The 19,079-nt window shown below is 66.4% G+C and carries 17 protein-coding genes and 1 tRNA gene; 10 read left to right on the top strand and 8 right to left on the bottom strand.

What is annotated here, in order from left to right:
• Window positions 1–88: 88 nt before the first annotated feature.
• From ASE72_RS20140 to ASE72_RS05775, 6 genes are all read left to right on the top strand, one after another.
• The gene (locus ASE72_RS20140; protein WP_235532247.1) at window positions 89–211 is read left to right on the top strand and encodes an aa3-type cytochrome c oxidase subunit IV; all 123 of its coding nucleotides are present in this window, start codon (window positions 89–91) and stop codon (window positions 209–211) included.
• 4 nt (window positions 212–215) lie between these two features.
• On the top strand, window positions 216–1,352 hold the full coding sequence (locus ASE72_RS05795; RefSeq protein WP_056017796.1) for an NAD(P) transhydrogenase subunit alpha: 1,137 nt from the start codon (window positions 216–218) through the stop codon (window positions 1,350–1,352).
• A 164-nt stretch (window positions 1,353–1,516) separates the two neighbouring features.
• Window positions 1,517–1,810 (top strand): NAD(P) transhydrogenase subunit alpha, encoded by a 294-nt coding sequence (locus tag ASE72_RS05790; RefSeq protein ID WP_056017793.1) that lies wholly within the window; start codon window positions 1,517–1,519, stop codon window positions 1,808–1,810.
• Between the two features lie 28 nt (window positions 1,811–1,838).
• Window positions 1,839–3,272, top strand: coding sequence for an NAD(P)(+) transhydrogenase (Re/Si-specific) subunit beta (locus ASE72_RS05785; RefSeq protein WP_056017790.1), 1,434 nt, complete (start codon window positions 1,839–1,841; stop codon window positions 3,270–3,272).
• A gap of 137 nt (window positions 3,273–3,409) precedes the next feature.
• A complete protein-coding gene (locus ASE72_RS05780; protein ID WP_156350143.1) occupies window positions 3,410–4,366 on the top strand; it encodes a hypothetical protein in 957 nt (318 codons plus the stop codon).
• Window positions 4,367–4,444: 78 nt separating this feature from the next.
• Window positions 4,445–4,520, top strand: a tRNA-Val gene (locus tag ASE72_RS05775).
• Window positions 4,521–4,539: 19 nt separating this feature from the next.
• Here the strand turns inward: ASE72_RS05775 and mutS are convergent.
• The gene (gene mutS / locus ASE72_RS05770; protein ID WP_056017784.1) at window positions 4,540–7,122 is read right to left on the bottom strand and encodes a DNA mismatch repair protein MutS; all 2,583 of its coding nucleotides are present in this window, start codon (window positions 7,120–7,122) and stop codon (window positions 4,540–4,542) included.
• A 151-nt stretch (window positions 7,123–7,273) separates the two neighbouring features.
• Here mutS and ASE72_RS05765 point away from each other — a divergent pair, with 151 nt between their 5' ends.
• The gene (locus ASE72_RS05765) at window positions 7,274–9,532 is read left to right on the top strand and encodes an NADP-dependent malic enzyme (RefSeq protein ID WP_056017781.1); all 2,259 of its coding nucleotides are present in this window, start codon (window positions 7,274–7,276) and stop codon (window positions 9,530–9,532) included.
• Window positions 9,533–9,679: 147 nt separating this feature from the next.
• Here ASE72_RS05765 and ASE72_RS05760 read toward each other — a convergent pair whose 3' ends face one another.
• Complete coding sequence (locus ASE72_RS05760) at window positions 9,680–10,468, bottom strand: SDR family oxidoreductase (RefSeq protein WP_056017778.1); 789 nt, start codon at window positions 10,466–10,468, stop codon at window positions 9,680–9,682.
• 361 nt (window positions 10,469–10,829) lie between these two features.
• Here ASE72_RS05760 and ASE72_RS05755 point away from each other — a divergent pair, with 361 nt between their 5' ends.
• Window positions 10,830–11,453, top strand: coding sequence for a CHAP domain-containing protein (locus tag ASE72_RS05755; protein ID WP_082445802.1), 624 nt, complete (start codon window positions 10,830–10,832; stop codon window positions 11,451–11,453).
• 22 nt (window positions 11,454–11,475) lie between these two features.
• Here ASE72_RS05755 and msrB read toward each other — a convergent pair whose 3' ends face one another.
• The 4 genes from msrB to ASE72_RS05735 form a co-directional block, all read right to left on the bottom strand.
• On the bottom strand, window positions 11,476–11,973 hold the full coding sequence (msrB, locus tag ASE72_RS05750; RefSeq protein WP_056019070.1) for a peptide-methionine (R)-S-oxide reductase MsrB: 498 nt from the start codon (window positions 11,971–11,973) through the stop codon (window positions 11,476–11,478).
• A 45-nt stretch (window positions 11,974–12,018) separates the two neighbouring features.
• Window positions 12,019–13,272, bottom strand: coding sequence for a cytochrome P450 (locus ASE72_RS05745; RefSeq protein ID WP_056017775.1), 1,254 nt, complete (start codon window positions 13,270–13,272; stop codon window positions 12,019–12,021).
• A gap of 63 nt (window positions 13,273–13,335) precedes the next feature.
• Complete coding sequence (locus ASE72_RS05740) at window positions 13,336–14,568, bottom strand: ABC transporter permease (RefSeq protein WP_056017772.1); 1,233 nt, start codon at window positions 14,566–14,568, stop codon at window positions 13,336–13,338.
• Window positions 14,565–15,446, bottom strand: coding sequence for an ABC transporter ATP-binding protein (locus tag ASE72_RS05735; protein WP_200916198.1), 882 nt, complete (start codon window positions 15,444–15,446; stop codon window positions 14,565–14,567). The genes ASE72_RS05740 and ASE72_RS05735 overlap by 4 nt, the downstream gene beginning before the upstream one ends.
• A 117-nt stretch (window positions 15,447–15,563) precedes the next feature.
• On the opposite strand from ASE72_RS05735, the gene queG reads away from it, so the two are divergent.
• Together queG and ASE72_RS05725 are read left to right on the top strand one after the other, a co-directional pair.
• A complete protein-coding gene (queG, locus tag ASE72_RS05730) occupies window positions 15,564–16,688 on the top strand; it encodes a tRNA epoxyqueuosine(34) reductase QueG (protein ID WP_443024721.1) in 1,125 nt (374 codons plus the stop codon).
• Between the two features lie 142 nt (window positions 16,689–16,830).
• Complete coding sequence (locus ASE72_RS05725; protein ID WP_235532246.1) at window positions 16,831–17,991, top strand: MlaA family lipoprotein; 1,161 nt, start codon at window positions 16,831–16,833, stop codon at window positions 17,989–17,991.
• Here ASE72_RS05725 and ASE72_RS05720 read toward each other — a convergent pair.
• Together ASE72_RS05720 and ASE72_RS05715 are read right to left on the bottom strand one after the other, a co-directional pair.
• A complete protein-coding gene (locus tag ASE72_RS05720) occupies window positions 17,988–18,359 on the bottom strand; it encodes a hypothetical protein (RefSeq protein WP_056017763.1) in 372 nt (123 codons plus the stop codon). The genes ASE72_RS05725 and ASE72_RS05720 overlap by 4 nt on opposite strands.
• Entirely contained in the window at window positions 18,356–19,069 is a 714-nt protein-coding gene (locus tag ASE72_RS05715; protein ID WP_056017760.1) for an EI24 domain-containing protein, read from the bottom strand. The genes ASE72_RS05720 and ASE72_RS05715 overlap by 4 nt, the downstream gene beginning before the upstream one ends.
• Between the last annotated feature and the right edge of the window lie 10 nt (window positions 19,070–19,079).

The following is a 19,079-nucleotide window of genomic DNA, read 5'->3' as shown; positions in this document are numbered from 1 at the left end:
GGCGAGTGCTTTGCCGGGGTAGGGGTTGAGGCTCAGGGTTTGCCCGGATAAGGTCTGCGCAGAGCAAAATGGCGCAAGGGACGGGATCATGGCTGACGATACGAATATGAAGAGCCATGTGGCGACCTATGGCAGCATGATCGGCGTAATGAAATGGGGCGCGATGGCCTGCGCGCTGCTTGTCGCGATTGTCATCTGGCTGATTGCATAACCCGATGAAAATCGCCGTCCTGAAAGAACATGCGGACGGCGAGCGGCGGGTTGCCGCAACGCCGGAAACCGTCCGGAAATTCGCGGCGCTGGGCGCGACGCTGGCGGTCGAGACGGGCGCCGGTGACACCGCCTCGATCGCCGATGCCGCGTACCGCGATGCGGGCGCGACCGTCGGGGACCGTGCCGAGACTCTCGCAGGTGCCGACATCGTGCTCGGGGTGCAGGGGCCGGCCGCGTCATCGCTGACGGGCGTTTCGCGCGGCGCCTGGATTGTCGCCAGCCTCGATCCGTTCGGCACCGGGCCGGATCGCGGACGCGCGCGCGTCGACGACTATGCCGCGGCGGGTTACGAGGCACTGGCGATGGAGTTCATGCCGCGGATCACGCGCGCGCAGTCGATGGACATCCTCTCCTCGCAGTCGAACCTGTCGGGGTACAAGGCGGTGCTCGACGCCGCTGCCGAATACGGCCGTGCGTTTCCGATGATGATGACCGCGGCCGGCACGATCAGCGCAGCAAGGGTGTTCGTGATGGGGGTTGGAGTCGCAGGGCTCCAGGCGATCGCGACCGCCCGCCGGCTCGGCGCGCAGGTGTCCGCCACCGACGTCCGCGCGGCGACACGCGAACAGATCCAGTCGCTGGGGGCCAAACCGATCTTCGTCGAGACCGTTGCCGGGATCGAGGGCGAGGGGGCGGGCGGCTATGCCGGCGAGATGAGCGCCGAATATCAGGCGGCGCAGGCCGAACTGGTGTCGGGGCATATCGCCAAGCAGGATATCGTGATCACCACCGCGCTGATCCCCGGCCGCCCCGCGCCGCGGCTGATTTCGGCGGCGCAGGTCGCGAGCATGAAGCCCGGTTCGGTCATCGTCGACCTCGCGGTCGAACAGGGTGGCAATGTCGAGGGCGCCATCGCCGGCGAGATCGTGGACGTGAACGGCGTCAGGATCGTCGGTCACCGCAACGTGCCGAGCCGCCTTGCCGCCGATGCCAGCGCGCTCTTCAGCCGAAACCTGTTCAACTTTCTCAGTGCATTCTGGGACAAGGGCACGGGCCGCCCGGTCCTCGACGCGGAGATCGGCGACGCGATCCGGCTGACCAGGGACGGCAAGGTGGTCAATGCGCGACTGCTCGCATGACCCCGCGCTTCGGCTGGCGGGTGCACGGGGATACGATAATGCTGTCCTACATCGGCCGGTTCTGCTTACCTCCTCATGCGGCAGGCCGGATGAGAGGTATCGAATGTTGAGACAGTGCCAGACCCTCAACTTCCTCAACTTAAGCGCGCGGCGCGGGAGCTGACATGGACTTTATCGGGATCCTGTCGATCTTCGTCATGGCCTGCTTCGTCGGCTATTACGTCGTCTGGTCGGTGACGCCGGCGCTCCACACGCCGCTGATGGCGGTGACCAATGCGATCTCGAGCGTGATCATCGTCGGCGCGCTGATCGCATCGGCTGCCGCCGGCTCGCCCGTGGCCAAATATCTCGGGCTGCTCGCGGTCGTGCTGGCGAGCGTCAACATCTTCGGCGGCTTTGCGGTCACCGCGCGGATGCTGGCGATGTACAAGAAAAAGGAACGGCCGGTCGCCAAGTGACCGTCACGGATCCGAGGGGAACTGAGTGATGCATGACGTGGCGGTAAACCCGTGGGTGGCGCTGGCCTATCTTGTCGCAGGCGTGTGCTTCATCCTCGCGCTGCGCGGTCTGTCGAGCCCGGCGACGAGCCAGCGCGGCAACCGGTTCGGGATGATCGGCATGACGATCGCGGTCGTCACGACGCTCGTCACGCATCTCAACGTCGGGATCTGGGAAATCGTCGTCGCGATCGGGATCGGTGCCGCGATCGGGCTTGTGACCGCGCGGCGGATCGCGATGACCGCGATGCCGCAGCTCGTCGCCGCGTTCCATTCGCTCGTCGGGCTCGCCGCGGTGCTGGTCGGAATCGCTGCCTATCTCAATCCCCAGGCGTTCGGCATTTCCGACCTGATGATCCCGCTGCTCGGCGATCCGGTCGCGATCATCCGTCCCGTCAGCCGGATCGAACTGGGCCTTGGCGTCGCGATCGGCGCGATCACCTTCTCGGGATCGGTCATCGCGTTCCTAAAGCTCAACGGCAACATGGGCGGCAAGCCGATCATGCTGCCCGGCCGCCACGTCATCAACATCGCGCTGCTCGCCGGCATCCTCGGGCTCATCGCCTATTTCGTGACCGACCAGGCGCCGTGGATCTTCTGGACGATCACGGTGCTCAGCTTCGTCATCGGTTTCCTGCTGATCGTGCCGATTGGCGGCGCGGACATGCCGGTGGTCGTCAGCATGCTCAATTCCTATTCGGGGTGGGCGGCCGCGGCGATGGGCTTCACGCTGCACAACACCGCGATGATCATCACCGGCGCGCTGGTCGGATCGTCGGGTGCGATCCTCAGCTACATCATGTGCCGCGCGATGAACCGCAGCTTCATCAGCGTGATCGCGGGCGGCTTCGGACAATCCGCCGATGCCGGCGGACCCGCGGCCGCGAGCGATCGGCCTTGGAAGCGCGGCTCGGCGGAGGATGCGGCGTTCCTGATGAGCCAGGCCGAGCAGGTCGTCATCGTTCCCGGCTATGGCATGGCGGTGGCGCAGGCCCAGCACGTCCTGCGCGAGATGGGCGACAAGCTGAAGGCCGAGGGAGTGCGCGTGAAATACGCGATCCACCCGGTTGCGGGGCGCATGCCGGGGCACATGAACGTGCTCCTCGCCGAGGCGAACGTGCCCTATGACGACGTCTTCGAACTCGAGGACATCAATAGTGAATTCGCGCAGACCGACGTCGCGTTCGTGATCGGCGCGAACGACGTGACCAATCCGGCTGCGAAGACAGACAAGGCCTCGCCGATCTACGGCATGCCCGTTCTCGACGTCGAGAAGGCGAAGACGGTGCTGTTCATCAAGCGGTCGATGGGCGGTGTCGGCTATGCCGGCGTCGATAACGAGTTGTTCTACCGCGACAATACGATGATGTTGCTCGCCGACGCGAAGAAGATGGTCGAGGAAATCGTCAAGGCGCTCGACTGACGCGCTGACGACGTCGGGCGCGGTCCCGGCCCGGGCATCGCGAAGTCCGCCGGGATCTGATCCAGTTCGGGTGTAACGCCGGCCTGTTTCATGGCCTATTGCCCGTTTGGACTGAGACGGAAGGGGCGGCCATGGCGATGCACGAGCCAGCGAACGACATTCGGTACCAAAACGGTGTCGAAGCGGTTCTGATCGCCGACCCGTCCACGTTTCTGTCTTCGCGTGATGCCGGGAGCGACCGGCTGGCGACGGCGTTCACCGCGCTGGGCGGGCGGATGGTGGGGCGGATCGGCTGGCATGATTCGCTGGAACGACAGCCCGTGCCGCGGGTCGTGCTCGTCGATGCGGCGGGGATCGAACCCGGGACGATCGCCGAGCGTCTCGGTGCGATCGTTGCCTGGGCTGCCGGCGACCGCGCCGCGCTGGTCATCGCGCTTGCACCCGAGCAGATCGACGCGATCGCCGCGGTAACGCTCGGTGGCGGAACCGCACTGCTGGTGAACCCCGGGATCGGCGAATGCGTCGGCGCGGTGGCGCAGGCGATCGAGCAGGCGCGGGGTCCCGACAGCGTGTTCGATATCAATCGCGAAAGCGACAGCGCCCGCCTCGAGCGACTGAACGTCGAGGTGAGCCGTATCGCCGAGGCGCTGGCGCGCCTTACGCGGACCGAACAGGAAAGCGATCGCCGGCCGCCGTCGATCGTCGGGGACCGCATCGATCGGTACGGTGCGCCACCCGCCATTCCGTCGCATGGCGCCCCCGAAATCCGCCGCGCCATCCGCACGCGGCGAATGCGCGACCAGTTCTTCACGAAGACATTGTTCGAGGATCCGGGCTGGGACATGCTGCTCGATCTCTATGCAGCCGAACTCGAAAGCCGGCGCGTATCGGTGTCGAGTCTGTGCATCGCATCCGCCGTAGCGGCGACGACGGCGTTACGTTGGATCGCGCGGATGACCGACGACGGCCTGTTCGAACGCGAGCGCGACCCGCACGACCGCCGCCGCGCCTATATGGCGCTGTCGTCGCAAGCGCGCGCCGCGATGCACGGCTATATGACGAGCGTCCTGCGCGAGGAATTGCGGATTGCCTGACAGATGGTCGCATTGGGGGTTGCCCCCAGGCCCGCGCTTTGGCATCGGGCATGGGTCTCCGGGGCCTGGTCCTCGTGAGGGCGCTTAGCTCAGCTGGTAGAGCGGCTCGTTTACACCGAGTAGGTCGGCGGTTCGAACCCGTCAGCGCCCACCATATGCACCGATAGGGTTGCTTAAGCTTCCTCCCTGGCGAGCGCCTTGAGGCGATACAGCGCCTCGAGCGCATCGCGCGGGCTCATCGCATCGATATCAAGGTTCGCCAGATCCTCGCGGAGCAGGTCGCACGCCACCTCCTCGACCTGCGCGGCTGCGGCGAACAGCGGGAGGTCGTCGAGGCCGGCGGCAAGTCCGCCCGTCTTCGCACGGCCCGCCTCCAGCTTGGCGAGAACGGCCTTGGCCCGCTGCACCGTGACCGGCGCCATGCCCGCCAACCGCGCGACCGCAAGACCATAGCTGCGGTCGGCGGGACCATCGGCGAGTTCATGCAACAGGACGAGCTCGCCCTTCCATTCGCGCGCACGGACGTGGTGCAACGAAAGCGCGTCGCATCGCTCGGCAAGACGCGTCAGCTCATGATAGTGCGTGGCGAACAGGCATCGGCAGCGATTATCCTCGTGGATCGCCTCCACCACCGCCCATGCGATCGCGAGTCCATCATAGGTCGATGTACCGCGCCCGACCTCGTCGAGGATCACGAACGAGCGCGGCGTCGCCTGCGCGAGGATCGCGGCAGTCTCGACCATTTCGACCATGAATGTCGATCGGCCGCGTGCAAGATTATCCGATGCCCCGACACGGCTGAACAGCCGATCGACGAGCCCAAGCGTCGCCTTGCTCGCAGGGACGTAGCTTCCCGCCTGCGCAAGGACCGCGATCAACGCATTCTGGCGGAGAAACGTCGACTTGCCGCCCATGTTCGGCCCGGTAACGAGCCATAGTCGGGACGATTCGGACAGGTTGCAGTCGTTGGCAACGAACCGGTCGCCAGATTTCGCGACCGCCGCCTCGACGACTGGATGCCGGCCGCCCTCGATCTCGAAACAGGCGTAATCGACCAGCGTCGGGCGTGCCCAGCCCCCCTCGGCTGCACGTTCGGCGAGCCCCGCCGCGACGTCGAGGCGAGCGAGTGCATCCGCCGTCGCGGCGATGGCCTCACGAACGGCCAGTGCCCGGACGGTAAGATCCTCGAGATGGGCCGATTCCGCCGCCAGCGCATGCGCACCCGCCTGGCTGACCTTGGCCGCGACCTCGTGAAGCGCGGGGGTATTGAAGCGCACCACGCCAGCGAGCGTCTGGCGGTGCGTGAAGCCGCTTTCGGGTTTCATCAACGGGTCGGCAGCACGCGCCGGAACCTCGACGTGATAGCCGAGCACGCCATTGTGGCGGATCTTCAGGGCAGCGATACCGGTGGCCGTCCGGAATTCTGCCTCGAGGGCTGCAATCGCGCGCCTGCCACCCGCACCCGTGTCGCGGAGATCGTCGAGTGCCGCGTCGTACCCGGCCGCGATATAGCCGCCATCGGACGCCTCGATCGGCGGCGAAGGAACGAGCGCCCGCTTCAACAGGTCGATCACCGCGCCATGTCCGCGCAGTCGCGGCGCGATCTCGCTGAGCAACTGCGGTCCATCGGCGATGTCATCCAGTCGCTCGCCGAGGTTCCACGCACCGTCCAGCCCATCGCGCAACTGGCCAAGATCGCGCGGCGAACCACGTCCTGCCGCCAGCCGTCCCAGTGCGCGGCCAATGTCAGGCAGCGCGCGCAACGTTGATCGCAACCGTTCGCGCAGGCCCTGATCCTCATGAAACAGCCGGACTAGATCCAGCCGTGCGTCGATGGCGGCCTTGTCCATGAGCGGGGCTCCCAGATCGGCACCCAGCAATCGTGCCCCCGCGCCGGTCACCGTACGGTCGACCGCATCGAGCAGGCTGCCCTTTCGAGCGCCACCCGTCGTGCAGGTCAGTTCGAGGCTTTCCCGCGTCGCTGCATCGATCGCCATCGTTTCGGTAGCACGACCGATCCGCGGCGGCCGTAGAAAGGGCAGTGCGCCCTTCGCATTATGTTCGAGATACGCGACGAGACCGCCCGCCGCGGCGAGTCCTGCACGTCCGAAGTGACCGAAACCGTCGAGCGTCGCGACGCCGTACAGGCGCTTCAGTCGCGCCTCGCCTGCGTTGCTGTCAAAGTCCGTCTTGGGGCGCAGGGTCGTGGCAACCTCTTCGTATCCGCCGGTCTCCGATGCGACGACTTCGGCAGCGCCCAATCGCGCGAGTTCGGCGCCAACCGCGTCGCTTGCGACTTCGACGATCTCGAACCGCCCCGTCGAGACGTCGGCGGCGGCGATCGCGACGGTGCCGCCCGCCTCGCCGATCGCGACGCACCAATTGTCCGAGCGCGCGTCCAGCAGCGCTTCTTCGGTCAGCGTCCCCGCCGTCACGACGCGGACGATCGCGCGCGCGACCAGTGCCTTCGATCCGCCGCGCGCCTTGGCTTCTGCCGGGCTTTCGACCTGCTCGGCGATTGCGACGCGGTGGCCAGCCTTGATCAGACGCTGGAGATAGGCGGTGGCGGCATGCACGGGAACGCCGCACATCGGGATCGGCTTGCCGTCATGTTCGCCCCTTGCGGTGAGGGCGATGTCGAGCACGGCCGCGGCAATCCGCGCATCGTCCATGAAGAGTTCGAAAAAATCTCCCATGCGATAGAATAGCAGGCAGTCGTCGGCCTCCGCCTTCAGGCCGAGATATTGCGTCATCATGGGGGTAGGGGCGGGAGTGGGCATTGCCGCGGGGTAGCGAAAGACGCGTCAGGCTCCAATAGCGCTCGCATGGACCGCTCAAGGGGTGACGAACAGCCACGCGTTCCGTAAAGGCATGGGCTCCCCCCCAGATACCCCCGAGGCCCCGCGCATGTCCGACGACAATAATCTCCAGTTCTCCGAACGCGAAGCGCTGCTGTTCCATTCGGAAGGCCGTCCCGGGAAGCTCGAGATCATTGCGTCGAAACCGATGGCGACGCAGCGCGACCTCGCGCTCGCCTATTCGCCCGGCGTGGCCATCCCGGTGCAGGCGATCGCCGACGATCCCTCGACCGCGTATGACTATACCGCCAAGGGCAATCTGGTCGCGGTGATTTCGAACGGGACCGCGATCCTCGGGATGGGCAATCTCGGCGCGCTCGCGTCCAAGCCGGTGATGGAGGGCAAGGCGGTGCTCTTCAAGCGCTTCGCCGACGTCGATTCGATCGATATCGAGCTGAAGACCGAGGACGTCGATCGCTTCATCGACGCGGTCGAGCTCATGGAGCCGACGTTCGGCGGCATCAACCTCGAGGACATCAAGGCACCTGAGTGCTTCATCATCGAGCAGACGCTGCGCGAACGCATGAACATCCCGGTGTTCCATGACGACCAGCACGGCACCGCGATCATCTGCGCGGCGGGGCTGATCAACGCCTGCCGGGTTACCGGGCGCAAGCTCGGCGACATCAAGCTGGTCGTCAACGGCGCAGGGGCCGCGGCGATCGCGTGCACCGAGCTGATGAAGGCGATGGGTGTCCGCCCCGACAACGTCATCATGTGTGACCGTACGGGTGTGATCTATCAGGGTCGCGACGACGTGAACCAGTGGCAGTCGGCGCATGCCACGACGAGCAGCGCGCGGACGCTGACCGAGGCGCTGGTCGGCGCGGACGTATTCCTCGGCCTGTCGGCGGCAGGCGCGCTCAAGCCCGAGATGGTCAAGGACATGGCGGCGGCGCCGATCATCTTCGCGATGGCCAATCCCGAGCCCGAGATCCGCCCGGAGCTGGCGATGGCCGCGCGCCCCGACGCGATCGTCGCGACGGGCCGGTCGGATTATCCGAACCAGGTCAACAACGTACTGTGCTTCCCGTTCATCTTCCGCGGTGCGCTCGACGTCCGCGCGACGGGGATCAACGACGCGATGAAGATCGCCGCAGCGAACGCGATCGCCGAGCTCGCGCGCGAGCGTGTGCCCGAGGAAGTGGCGCTGGCGTACGGCGTCAGCCACAGCTTTGGTCCGGCCTATATCATTCCTGCGCCGTTCGATCCGCGGCTGATGGAGGTCGTTCCCGTCGCGGTCGCCAAGGCGGCGATGGCATCGGGCGTCGCGACCAAGCCGATCCTCGACATCGAGGCGTATCGCCAGTCGCTGCGCGCGCGCCTCAACCCGACCACTTCGGTGCTGTCGATGGCCTATGAGGGCGCTCGGGCGCATCCCAAGCGCGTCATCTTCGCCGAGGGCGAGGAAGAGGTCGTGCTGCGCGCGGCGATCGCGTTCAAGGAGGGTGGCTATGGCACCCCGGTGCTGGTCGGTCGCGACGACGTGCCAGACCGGCTGCGCGCGCTGGGCGTCACCGATCCTGAAAGCTTCGAGCTGCACAACAGCCGCGTCTCGCCGCTGGTGCCGCGAATGGTCGAGTTGCTCTATGCCCGGCTCCAGCGCCGCGGCTATCTGCGTCGTGATTGCGAGCGGATGGTGAACCAAGATCGCAACATCTTCGGTGCGCTGCTGCTGCAGCTCGGCGAGGGCGATGCGATGATCACCGGCATCACGCGTACGTACGGCGAGACGATGCGCCAGATCTACCGCGTGATCGATCCGGCGGCGGGGAAGACGCCGTTCGGTATCCATCTGCTCGTCGGGCAGAGCCACACGGTGTTCATCGCCGACACCACGGTCAACGAACGTCCGACCGCCGAACAGCTCGCCGATTTCGCCGAGCAGACCGCGGCAGTCGCGCGTCGCATGGGGCATGAGCCGCGCGTCGCGTTCCTGAGCTATTCGAATTTCGGCAACCCGAAGGGCGAGTGGCTCGACAATATCCGCGATGCGGTGACCGTGCTCGACGGCCGTCAGGTCGGGTTCGAATATGAAGGCGAGATGGCGCCCGACGTTGCGCTCAATCCGAAGCAGCTGGCGAACTATCCGTTCGCGCGGCTGTCGGGGCCGGCGAACGTGCTGATCATGCCGGGCCTGCAGTCCGCGCATATCTCGGCCAAGCTGCTGCGCGAGCTGGGTGGCGATTCGGTGATCGGGCCGATGCTGATCGGCATGGAGAAGCCGGTGCAGGTCGCGCCGATGACGAGCACGGCGAGCGAGCTGGTGACGCTGGCGGTTCTGGCCGCGGGTGGGATTGCGCGCTGACAGGCGGGCCCTCTCCCCGGCGGGGAGAGGGAAAGCGCGCATAGCGCGCGAGGGTGAGGGCACGGGAGGGAATGCGGCGCGTGCCCTCACCCTCCCACCGCTTCGCGGCGGGCCCCTCCCTCTCCCCCGAGGGGAGAGGGGTTTTGCTTAGGCGTCGATGCTGGTGCCTAGCGAGGCGTGGACGAGGCCGCCGTCGACGGTGATCGTTTCGCCAATCACGTAATCGCCGGCGCGGCTCGCGAGGTAGATCGCGGCGCCGGCCATGTCCTCGTCGACTCCGACCCGCTTGGCGGGAATCCCTTGCGCGACCGCGTCGCCGTGATCGCGGGCCGCCTTGTTCATGTCGCTGGCGAACGCGCCGGGGGCGATCGAGGTGACGTTGATCGAGTCGGTCACGAGCCGCGCGGCCATGCGCTTGGTCAGATAGATCAGTGCCGATTTCGACGCGTGATAGCTGTACGTTTCCCACGGGTTGAGCCGCTGGCCGTCGATCGAGGTGATGTTGATGACCTTGGCCGGCCGGTCGCGCGAGCCCGACGCCTTGAGCGCCGCGTGCAGCGCCTGCGTCAGGAAGAAGGGCGACTTGACGTTGAGGTCCATGACCTTGTCCCAGCCGACTTCCGAAAACTCCTCGAACGGCACGCCCCAGGCCGCGCCCGCATTGTTGACGAGGATGTCGAGCTGGCTCTCATGCTCGGCGAACTGCGCCGCGAGCGCCTTGCAGCCGTCGACCGTGGACACGTCCTGGGGCAACGCGATGCAGTTGGGGCCGAGCTCCGCCGCGGCTGCCTCGCAGGCATCGGCTTTGCGCGACGAGATATAGACCTTTGCCCCCTGCGCGATGAAGCCCGCCGCGATCATCTTGCCGATTCCGCGACTGCCGCCGGTTATCAGCGCGACGCGGCCGTCCAGGCAAAACAGGGTGGTCGTATCCATGCGGCATCCTCCAGTGTTTTTCGACTGGTATCGCCGCCCGCCGCCCGCCGCAAACCCGATTTTCAAATAGTGTCTGATTGACGGGTCGCGCTTCCATACTCCGGTCGGAAATATCGGAAACTGGCCGTGTCCTGCCCCGCCCGCTTCAGATCCGTGCCGTTGCTGCGCGCGGCGCCAGACGAGAGGCAGTGGTGCGTCAGAAGCCGCATCTGCCGGTTCAGAACGCCAGTGTCGCTGTCGCAAAAAGGAACTCGTCGGTGAGGCAACACGCTTCGTCGGATATGGTTCCGCGGCGACTTTCAATTAAATCGCGGCTCCCGTAGCCAGACTGTGACGAACGGGTTTTGACCGGGGGGTCTCGATGAATTTCAAGGCGTTAGCAGCGCGTTTTGCGCTGATGGTATCGTGCGGCCTGATGACGGCCACACCGGCAGCAGCACAGTTCTGGCAGTGCGTGACCTTTGCGCGCTCGGCGTCCGGCATCGAGATCCGCGGCAACGCGAACACCTGGTGGAGCCAGGCCGAGGGCCGCTACGAGCGCGGCCATACCCCGAAGGCCGGCTCGGTGCTCGCCTTCTCGCCGACGTCGCGGATGCGCGTGGGCCATGTCGCGATGGTTTCGAAGGTCGTCAGCGACCGCGAAGTCCTCCTCACCCACGCCAACTGGTCGCGTCGCGGTGCGATCGAGACCAATGTCCGCGCGATCGACGTCTCGAGTGCGGGCGACTGGAGCATGGTCAAGGTGTGGTATGGCCCGCAGGGCGACCTGGGCACCTCGGCCTATCCGACCAAGGGCTTTATCTATTCGGGCCGTGCACCCGCTCTCGATACCGAGACCCAGCCTGCAATGCAGATGGCATCGATCAACACCTCCACATCCGCCACTGCGCGCGCCAACGCCGTATCCGCAGCGGCCTCGAGCGCATCACGCGGCGGCTTCAGCGATCCGCGCCACATCTTCACGCTGGTCGACTCGCGCTTCTGAGACGTGACGCAATGCGCGTCGTCTATGCCGGTTTGAAGGTCAGCGCGTCACCGTTCATGCAATAGCGCTTGCCCGTTGGCTTGGGGCCGTCATCGAACACATGGCCCAGATGACCGCCGCACCGGCGGCAATGCACCTCGGTCCGCGCCATGCCGAGCGTGCGATCCACACGGTTTCGAACGGCATTGGGCAGGGGCTGCCAGAAGCTCGGCCATCCGGTGCCGCTCTCGAACTTGGTCTTCGACGAAAACGCCGGCAGCGCACAGCCGCCGCATCGGAAGATCCCGGCACGATGCTCGCCGTTCAGCGCGCTTGAATAGGGCCGCTCGGTCCCCTCCTTGCGCAGCACATCATAGGCGTCCGGCGAGAGCCGCTTGCGCCACTCGGCATCGGTCAGCTGGATTTCGAAACGCTCGGCGGCTTCGGCGGGCTGTGCGCTGCAACCCCAGAGTGCGAAGCCGGCTGTACCGGCGCCTGCGATTGTCAGAAACGTGCGGCGATCTGAAGATGTCTGCGTCATGGTCATGATGTAAGTACGATCTCGCCCGGCAACAGGATGTGTCGATCAATATCGGCTGATCTCGACGGGTAAGCTACGGTAACCGTGGACAAAGCAGGCGGCGACCCGGTCCGGCTCGGCAAGCACGTTGACGCGCATCCGCCGGTTCGCCATTTCCTCGAGAAGGATCGCGATCTGCATTTCCGCGAGCCTTGCGCCGACGCAGCGGTGGATCCCGTGCCCGAATGCCAGATGGCGCCGGGCATTCGGGCGATCGACCCGAATGGAGTCGGCATCATCGCCAAAGACGGTCTCGTCGCGATTGGCCGACAAATACCACAGCGCCAGCTTGTCCCCCGCCTTGATCGACTGGCCCATCAATTCCGTGTCACGGGTCGCGGTCCGGCGCATATGCGCGAGCGGCGTCTGCCAGCGCAGAATCTCGCTCACGGCGTTTGGAATGTGGCCTGGATCCGCCTCGAGCATCGCGCGGGCATCAGGAAATCTGTCGAGGCCATACGCCAATGCCGACATCGAATTGCGCGTCGTATCGTTGCCGCCAACGATCAGCAGGATCAGGTTCCCGATGAATTCGTGATGCTCCATATGCGCCATGGCATCCGAGTGGATCATCATGGAGATCAAGTCCGGGGTCGGATCCTTGCCGATCTTCGCATTCCACAAATTCTGAAAATAGGCGCCGCACTCAAACATATGCGCGAGGCGTTGCTTGCGCGTCGTCTCGTCCCGGACGAGTTCGATATCACCTGCCCAGTCGGACCAGAGCGTCAATTTCCGCCGATCGGCCCAAGGGAAATCAAACAGGATCGCAAGCATCTGCGTCGTCAGTTCGACCGAAACCGTATCGACCCAGTCGAACGGCGTATTCCAGGGCAGACTGTCGAGAATATCCGCGGTTCGCCGACGGATATCGGCGGCCATCCGGGCCATCTCGCTGGGGGTAAAGGCGGGTGCCACCGTGCGACGCTGGCTGGTGTGAACGGGGCGATCGCGCGCGATGAACATCGGCATGCGGACGTCGCGGTTCTCGTCGAAATCGGCGAGCGTGATGCCGCCTGCTTCCGACGAATAGATCTCGGGCAGCGACTCGACCTCGACGATGCCCTTGTAGGTCGAGACCGACCAATACGCGCCATAACCCGACCGCGACACGTGATGGACCGGCGCGGACGTACGCAGCGTTCGAAAGGGCGCCTGCCACACGTCGTCGCGGTACAGTTCGGCGCGGCTGACATCGAGAGGATCGATCGGATAGACGCGCGGGGGTGCCTGCGCGGTATCCTGCGGAATCGAGGCCATCGTTGCTCTCCTAGCGTTTTCCACAGGAGATCGCCTGCTGACATTCCTGTCAACAGCGTTGGATCAGTCGGAGCTGCGTCGCCTGCGCCAGAACGGGCGTGCGCTGCCCGATTGCAGCACGCCGCGCCGGAACAGCCGCGCGCCGACCGCAATGAAGATCGTCACCCACAAGGCCTGCCATGCCAGCGCTGCGAAATGCGGCCACAGCTCGGGTGAATTGGCGGCATGGCCCGCCATCGCGAAGGGCGATGACAGGGGGAAGATTTCGGCAAAGGTGGCGAGCCAGCTGTCCGGACGCGAAACCGCTGCCGACGACAGGCCGAACATCCCGACCTGGAGGATCGTGATCGGCAACGAGAGCATCTGGATCTCGCGCATCGTCGAGGCCTGTGCGCCGACGCCGAGGAAAACCGATCCGAGTAGCAGATAGGCCATCGAGAAATAGGCGGCGAACAGCAGCATGAATGCAGGGCCGCCCACGGCCGGGGTGAGGTCGCCGATCGCCGCCGCCGCACCCGCCGGAAGCAGCGACGTGATCTGCCCCACCACGGTGCCCCAGAAGGCGACGAACAATACTGCAACGCCGAACATGCCGATCAGTTTGCCGAAGAAGACCGATTCGAGCGGGACCGCGGCCGCAAGCACCTCGATAACCTTGTTGTTGCGCTCCTCGGCCATCGTGCCGACGACCTGGCCGGAGAGGAACAGCGTCAGGAAGAAGATCCCGAACACCGCGAAGAAGGCGGACTGGTGCTGACCACCGATCGAGGTCCCCGTGCGCGTCATCCGGATCTTGGTCGGGTTGCTGGCTGGCAGCGTCCCGCCAAGTCGTTCCGTCGCCAGCGTCACCTGCGCGAGTGTCGCGAGATAGTCGGCGGCGCGGACACCACGCGATCCGTACAGGATCTGCGGCGCGTCCAGCGGGCCATAAAGCACGGCTGCGGCATCGATATTTTTGGCGTCAAATGCAGCCCGCGCCTGGGCAGCGGGATCGCGCCTCGGGGTGACCGTCATGAGCGCGGGCGGTGTCTCGTCGCGGCGGAACATGGCGCGAAGCCGGGCGTCGCCGCGCTGAATGACCGGCGTGGTTCCGGCGGGAACGATCGCGATGATACGCGCCTTGTCCTGCGCGCCATCGCTGACACTGGCGGCACCAAGCCCACCGATCGCGCCGAACGAGCCCATGATGACGGGGGCGAAGAGGAAGAGGAGGAAGATCGGGGTGAAGACCGTGGCGATGAAATCGCGGCGGGCGATCGTCATCGTCTGGCGAAGCATGCGGCGGAAGGGGCTCATGGCTGGACGTCCTGCCCGCCGACGATGCGGACGAATGCCTCGTGTAACCCGGGTCTCTCGATCGACAGGCCGGAGATGCCGTACCCGGCATCGATCAGCCGGACGAGCAGCGCCTCGATCCCCTCGCCGGGAAGCTGGAAGCTCCAGCCCCCTGCACCCACCGGACCGTCTGCGACCGCGTCGCCGGGCAATATGCCGCGGATCGCCGGATCCGGGCGGTGCGGTGTATAGCGGACGCGTTGCGGCAGCATCCCGCGCGCGTCGTCGACGGTGCCCTCGAACCGGCGCTTGCCCCCCGCGATGATCGCCAACCGGTCGCACAGCCGCTCTGCGTGGCTCATGATATGCGTCGAAAACAGGATCGTCGCGCCCCGGTCGCGCTCGACGAGGATGAGCTTCTCGAGTCGCTCCTGGTTGACCGGATCCAGCCCGGAAAACGGCTCGTCGAGCACCAGCAGATCGGGCTGGTGCACCACCGACCCGAGCAGCTGGACGAGTTGCGCCATCCCCTTGGAGAGTTTGCGAATCTTCTCGTCCACGGCATGGCCAAGGCCTGCGCCCTCCATCAACGTCACGGCGCGGGCGCGTCCGGTCTTCCAGTCGAGGCCACGTAGCGCCCCCATGAAGGCGATCGCCTCGCGCGCCTTCATCGCCGGGTAGAGACCGCGTTCCTCGGGCAGATAGCCGACGCGGTCGCTCGCATCGCGCGGGCGGTCGTGGCCGAGCAGCGAGCGGTGGCCAAAATCGGGTTCGATGATGCCGAGCAGCATGCGCAGCGTGGTGGTCTTTCCCGCCCCATTGGGCCCGAGCACGCCGTATATCGACCCCGTCGGGACGGCGATGTCGACCCCGTCGACGACGCGCCGATCCCCGAACATCTTTACCAGTCCGCTCGCGCTGACCGCCCACTTCTCGTCCACGCGCAACTTCCTTCAAACCCGTGGCCTGTGGTAGCGGCGAGCACTCCACCAATACAAGTCATTGGACCGGACCGATTGGAACTTGAAGCACGTCTGAAGGCGAAGGCCACCGAGCTGGGTTTCGCGGCATGCGGGATCGCGCGGGCGGATGCCGCGCCGCGTGCAGGCGAGCGCCTTCACCAGTGGCTCGCCGAGGGACGGCACGGCGACATGATCTGGATGGAGGAGCGCAAGCACCACCGCGAAAGTCCGGCCGGGCTCTGGCCCGAAGTGCGCAGCGTGATCGCGCTGGGGATGAGCTATGCGCCGAAGGACGATCCGCTCCGCCTGGCTGACGAGGGCGGAATCGGCCGGATCTCGGTCTATGCGCAGGGGCCGGATTATCACGATGTCATCAAGCGTCAGCTGAAGGCACTCGGTCGCTGGCTCGCGGTCGATGCAGGGCAGGAGCGCGGCGATTTCGACCTGAAGGTCTTCGTCGATACGGCGCCCGTCATGGAAAAACCCCTGTCGGAAGCCGCGGGGCTCGGGTGGCAGGGCAAGCATACCAATCTGGTCAGCCGTACCGAGGGTAGCTGGCTGTTCCTCGGGGCGATCTACACGACGCTCGACCTCGTGCCCGATCGCGCCGGTACGGATAGCTGCGGCAGCTGCGATGCGTGCCAGCGCGCGTGCCCGACCGACGCGTTTCCGGCGCCCTACAGGCTCGATGCGCGGCGGTGTATCTCGTATCTGACGATCGAGCATTCGGGTGCGATCCCGCACGAATTCCGGCGCGCGATCGGCAACCGCATCTATGGCTGCGACGATTGCCTCGCGGTCTGTCCGTGGAACAAGTTCGCGGCGTCGGCCAGTGCGAACCTGGCCTTCGCACCCCGCGCGGAACTCGTCGCGCCCGGCCTTGCCGACCTGCTCGCGCTCGACGATGCGGGGTTTCGACAGGTCTTTGCGGGATCGCCGATCAAGCGCATCGGTCGCGTGAAGATGACGCGCAACGCCTTGATTGCGGCCGGAAACAGCGGCGAGGCCGCGCTGATCGGGGTGGTCACGGCGCTCCTCGACGACCCGCATGCGGTCGTTCGCGGCGCCGCGGTCTGGGCGCTGCGAATGCTCGATCGCCCGGTCTGGGGAACCGAGCGCGCGGCGCGAATGGCCGTCGAGCCGGACGAGGATGTTCTGGCGGAATGGGACCGCCAGTAGGCCGGTCGGTGTGGCGCGCGATTCTTCTGCACAAGATCGCGCCGACGCCATTCACCGCTTGCGTTGCGCGGACAATCGCCACACCGATGCAGGCGTAGCGTCGGTGCCTGGGCATCGGCGACCGGGAAGGCGACGAGTTCTGATGTTGGCATTTACGACCGCAACGATGATTGCCGCCTTGTCGGGATCGGTTGCGGACGCCCTACCGATGACGCAGGTGACCACGCCGGTCGAAATGCCCGCGACCACGAGTACGCCCGCGCCCGCGACTACGCCCACGACGACGCCCGCGCCCACGATCACGCCGGCCCCGGACGAGACGCGGCCGACCGGCGCGGTGCCGCCCGTTGCGACGAAGCCGCGGCAGACATCCGGCAGGGCGGGGGCACCCAATGCCGCGAGCGACATCGTCGTGGTGGGGCGCAAGCGCGATCCCGGTGACCCGCTGCGGTCGGTCAATGCGCAGGCGTTCGGCGCGACGCAGGCGGTCGACAAGGCCGTGGTCGGGCCGGTCGCGCGCGTCTATCAACGCAAGGTGCCAAGCCCCATCCGCCGGGGAATCCACAATTTCCTGTACAATCTGCGCGAGCCGATCGTGTTCGTGAACTTCCTGCTCCAGTTCAAGCCGGGCAAGGCGGCGGAGACGGTCGGGCGGTTCCTGGTCAACACGACCGCGGGCATCGGGGGGGTGCTGGACGTCGCCAAGAAGCGTCCGTTCCGCCTGCCGCGCCGGTCGAACGGCTTTGCCAACACGCTGGGCTATCACGGCGTCAAGAACGGTCCGTTCCTGTTCCTGCCGCTGGTCGGGCCGACCACGGTGCGCGATCTGGTCGGGGGGACGCTCGACCGGCTGCTGTTGCCCGCGGCGGTCGGTTCGCCGTTCACCGATACGAGCTATACCGCGCCGGCGGGGGTGCTCGGCGCGCTCGATCACCGCGCGGATTTCGACGAGACGCTGAAATGCCTGCATGACGACGCGTCCGATCCCTATGCCTCGTCGCGCGCCTTTTACCTGCACCGGCGTCAGGCGGAGATCGACCATCTCCACCGCCGTCCGCCCGCGCCCGCGCCGTTCTGCGAGGATGCGCTGCCCGCGACGCGGCGGTTGACGCCGAACAGCGACGGGACGGTGGATCCGACCCCCGTCGGAGCGCCGCCCGCCGTACCGCCCGCCGTTCCACTCACCGCTCCGACCGCCGTCCCGTCTGCGGCGGTGCCGTCGTCGGGTGCGACCGAACCGGCGCCTGCCGACCAGACGGTGCCTGTGGATCCGGCGCCCGTGCCAGCGACCGAGATTCGTTAGCGGCCGCCGTCGCGACGGGTGAGCGCGGCGACGCAGCTGGCGCGGTCGATCGTGCTGCCATCGGGTTCGCGGGCATCGAGATAGGTGACCTTGGGCTCGCCCGACCCGCTCGGATAGAGATAGGCGTCGAGCACGCAGATGCCGCTCTGGAACTGCAATTTGCGCACGGTGCCCTCACGGACATCGGCATCGGGTTCGCCGAACAGCCGCGTCAATCCGGCGGCGTCCTGACCCACAACCCGTTCCAAACCCACGCTTGTATAGGGAATGACGGTGCGGCCCACGACGGGCTTGGCGACCGGTGCGGCGCACGCGGCAAGCCCCAGCCCGAGCGCGAGACCGACCGCCAGTTTTGCCGATGCCGTCATTGATCCTGTCCCCCGATGCGGCGTGTGCCGCGGTTTGCGTGATAGTCGTGCGTCGCCATCGCGGCACCCAGGACCGGGGCCGCGATGTTGAGCACGGGAACCACGAACAGCCCGGTATTCGCAAGACCCAGCACGAACCGGCGCAAGCGCGTCGTCGCACGCCAGCCCCGCATCGCCCCGGCATCCATGTGACGGGCCGCGACCATGTCGCCGAGATCGCGCCCGAGCAGCCAGCCATTGACCACGAAAAACGCCGCGGCGGTGCCGATTCCGGTAACGAGCAGAGCGACATAGACGGGGAGCATGACGAGATTGACCAGCACGACGCGGAGCGCGGAGCGCAGCCCCATCGCGACGCCGCGCGCGAACGGGACGGGGCGGGCGGTCGCCAGCGCGGCGGGATAATGCCGCGCCTCGACCGCCGCGACGACGTCGTCGGCGAAGATGCCGACCACCGCGATCGCGACGACGCGGAACACGAGCCAGAGCGCGAGCGCGGTGACGAACAGCGCAAAAAGCGCGGCGATTCCAGTGCTCATGTCGGCGGACTGCGCGCCGAGCCAGGTCGCCAGCATCGCCTGCGTCCCCAACCACACGCCGATCCCGACGACCACAAAAGTCAGCAAGGTCAAGGCCATGGACTTGGCGAACACGCGCAGGATCGGCGGGTCGCCGAGCTGGCCGAGCGCGAGGAGGAGCGAGCGGATCATGCGCCAGCGA

The organism is Sphingomonas sp. Leaf20 (assembly GCF_001421535.1).
Lineage (GTDB): Bacteria > Pseudomonadota > Alphaproteobacteria > Sphingomonadales > Sphingomonadaceae > Sphingomonas.
This window is presented reverse-complemented; position numbering and strand designations above follow the sequence as displayed.

What these genes read in the sequence shown, in the direction of transcription:
- ASE72_RS05755 (WP_082445802.1), top strand. Translation starts at nt 10,830, where the DNA reads ATGAATTTCAAGGCGTTAGCAGCGCGTTTTGCGCTGATGGTATCGTGC.
- ASE72_RS05720 (WP_056017763.1), bottom strand. Translation starts at nt 18,359, where the DNA reads ATGACGGCATCGGCAAAACTGGCGGTCGGTCTCGCGCTCGGGCTGGGG.
- ASE72_RS05735 (WP_200916198.1), bottom strand. Translation starts at nt 15,446, where the DNA reads ATGTTCGGGGATCGGCGCGTCGTCGACGGGGTCGACATCGCCGTCCCG.
- ASE72_RS05795 (WP_056017796.1), top strand. Translation starts at nt 216, where the DNA reads ATGAAAATCGCCGTCCTGAAAGAACATGCGGACGGCGAGCGGCGGGTT.
- ASE72_RS05760 (WP_056017778.1), bottom strand. Translation starts at nt 10,468, where the DNA reads ATGGATACGACCACCCTGTTTTGCCTGGACGGCCGCGTCGCGCTGATA.
- ASE72_RS05725 (WP_235532246.1), top strand. Translation starts at nt 16,831, where the DNA reads ATGTTGGCATTTACGACCGCAACGATGATTGCCGCCTTGTCGGGATCG.
- ASE72_RS05790 (WP_056017793.1), top strand. Translation starts at nt 1,517, where the DNA reads ATGGACTTTATCGGGATCCTGTCGATCTTCGTCATGGCCTGCTTCGTC.
- ASE72_RS05765 (WP_056017781.1), top strand. Translation starts at nt 7,274, where the DNA reads ATGTCCGACGACAATAATCTCCAGTTCTCCGAACGCGAAGCGCTGCTG.
- msrB (WP_056019070.1), bottom strand. Translation starts at nt 11,973, where the DNA reads ATGACGCAGACATCTTCAGATCGCCGCACGTTTCTGACAATCGCAGGC.
- ASE72_RS20140 (WP_235532247.1), top strand. Translation starts at nt 89, where the DNA reads ATGGCTGACGATACGAATATGAAGAGCCATGTGGCGACCTATGGCAGC.
- ASE72_RS05745 (WP_056017775.1), bottom strand. Translation starts at nt 13,272, where the DNA reads ATGGCCTCGATTCCGCAGGATACCGCGCAGGCACCCCCGCGCGTCTAT.
- ASE72_RS05740 (WP_056017772.1), bottom strand. Translation starts at nt 14,568, where the DNA reads ATGAGCCCCTTCCGCCGCATGCTTCGCCAGACGATGACGATCGCCCGC.
- ASE72_RS05715 (WP_056017760.1), bottom strand. Translation starts at nt 19,069, where the DNA reads ATGATCCGCTCGCTCCTCCTCGCGCTCGGCCAGCTCGGCGACCCGCCG.
- ASE72_RS05780 (WP_156350143.1), top strand. Translation starts at nt 3,410, where the DNA reads ATGCACGAGCCAGCGAACGACATTCGGTACCAAAACGGTGTCGAAGCG.
- mutS (WP_056017784.1), bottom strand. Translation starts at nt 7,122, where the DNA reads ATGATGACGCAATATCTCGGCCTGAAGGCGGAGGCCGACGACTGCCTG.
- ASE72_RS05785 (WP_056017790.1), top strand. Translation starts at nt 1,839, where the DNA reads ATGCATGACGTGGCGGTAAACCCGTGGGTGGCGCTGGCCTATCTTGTC.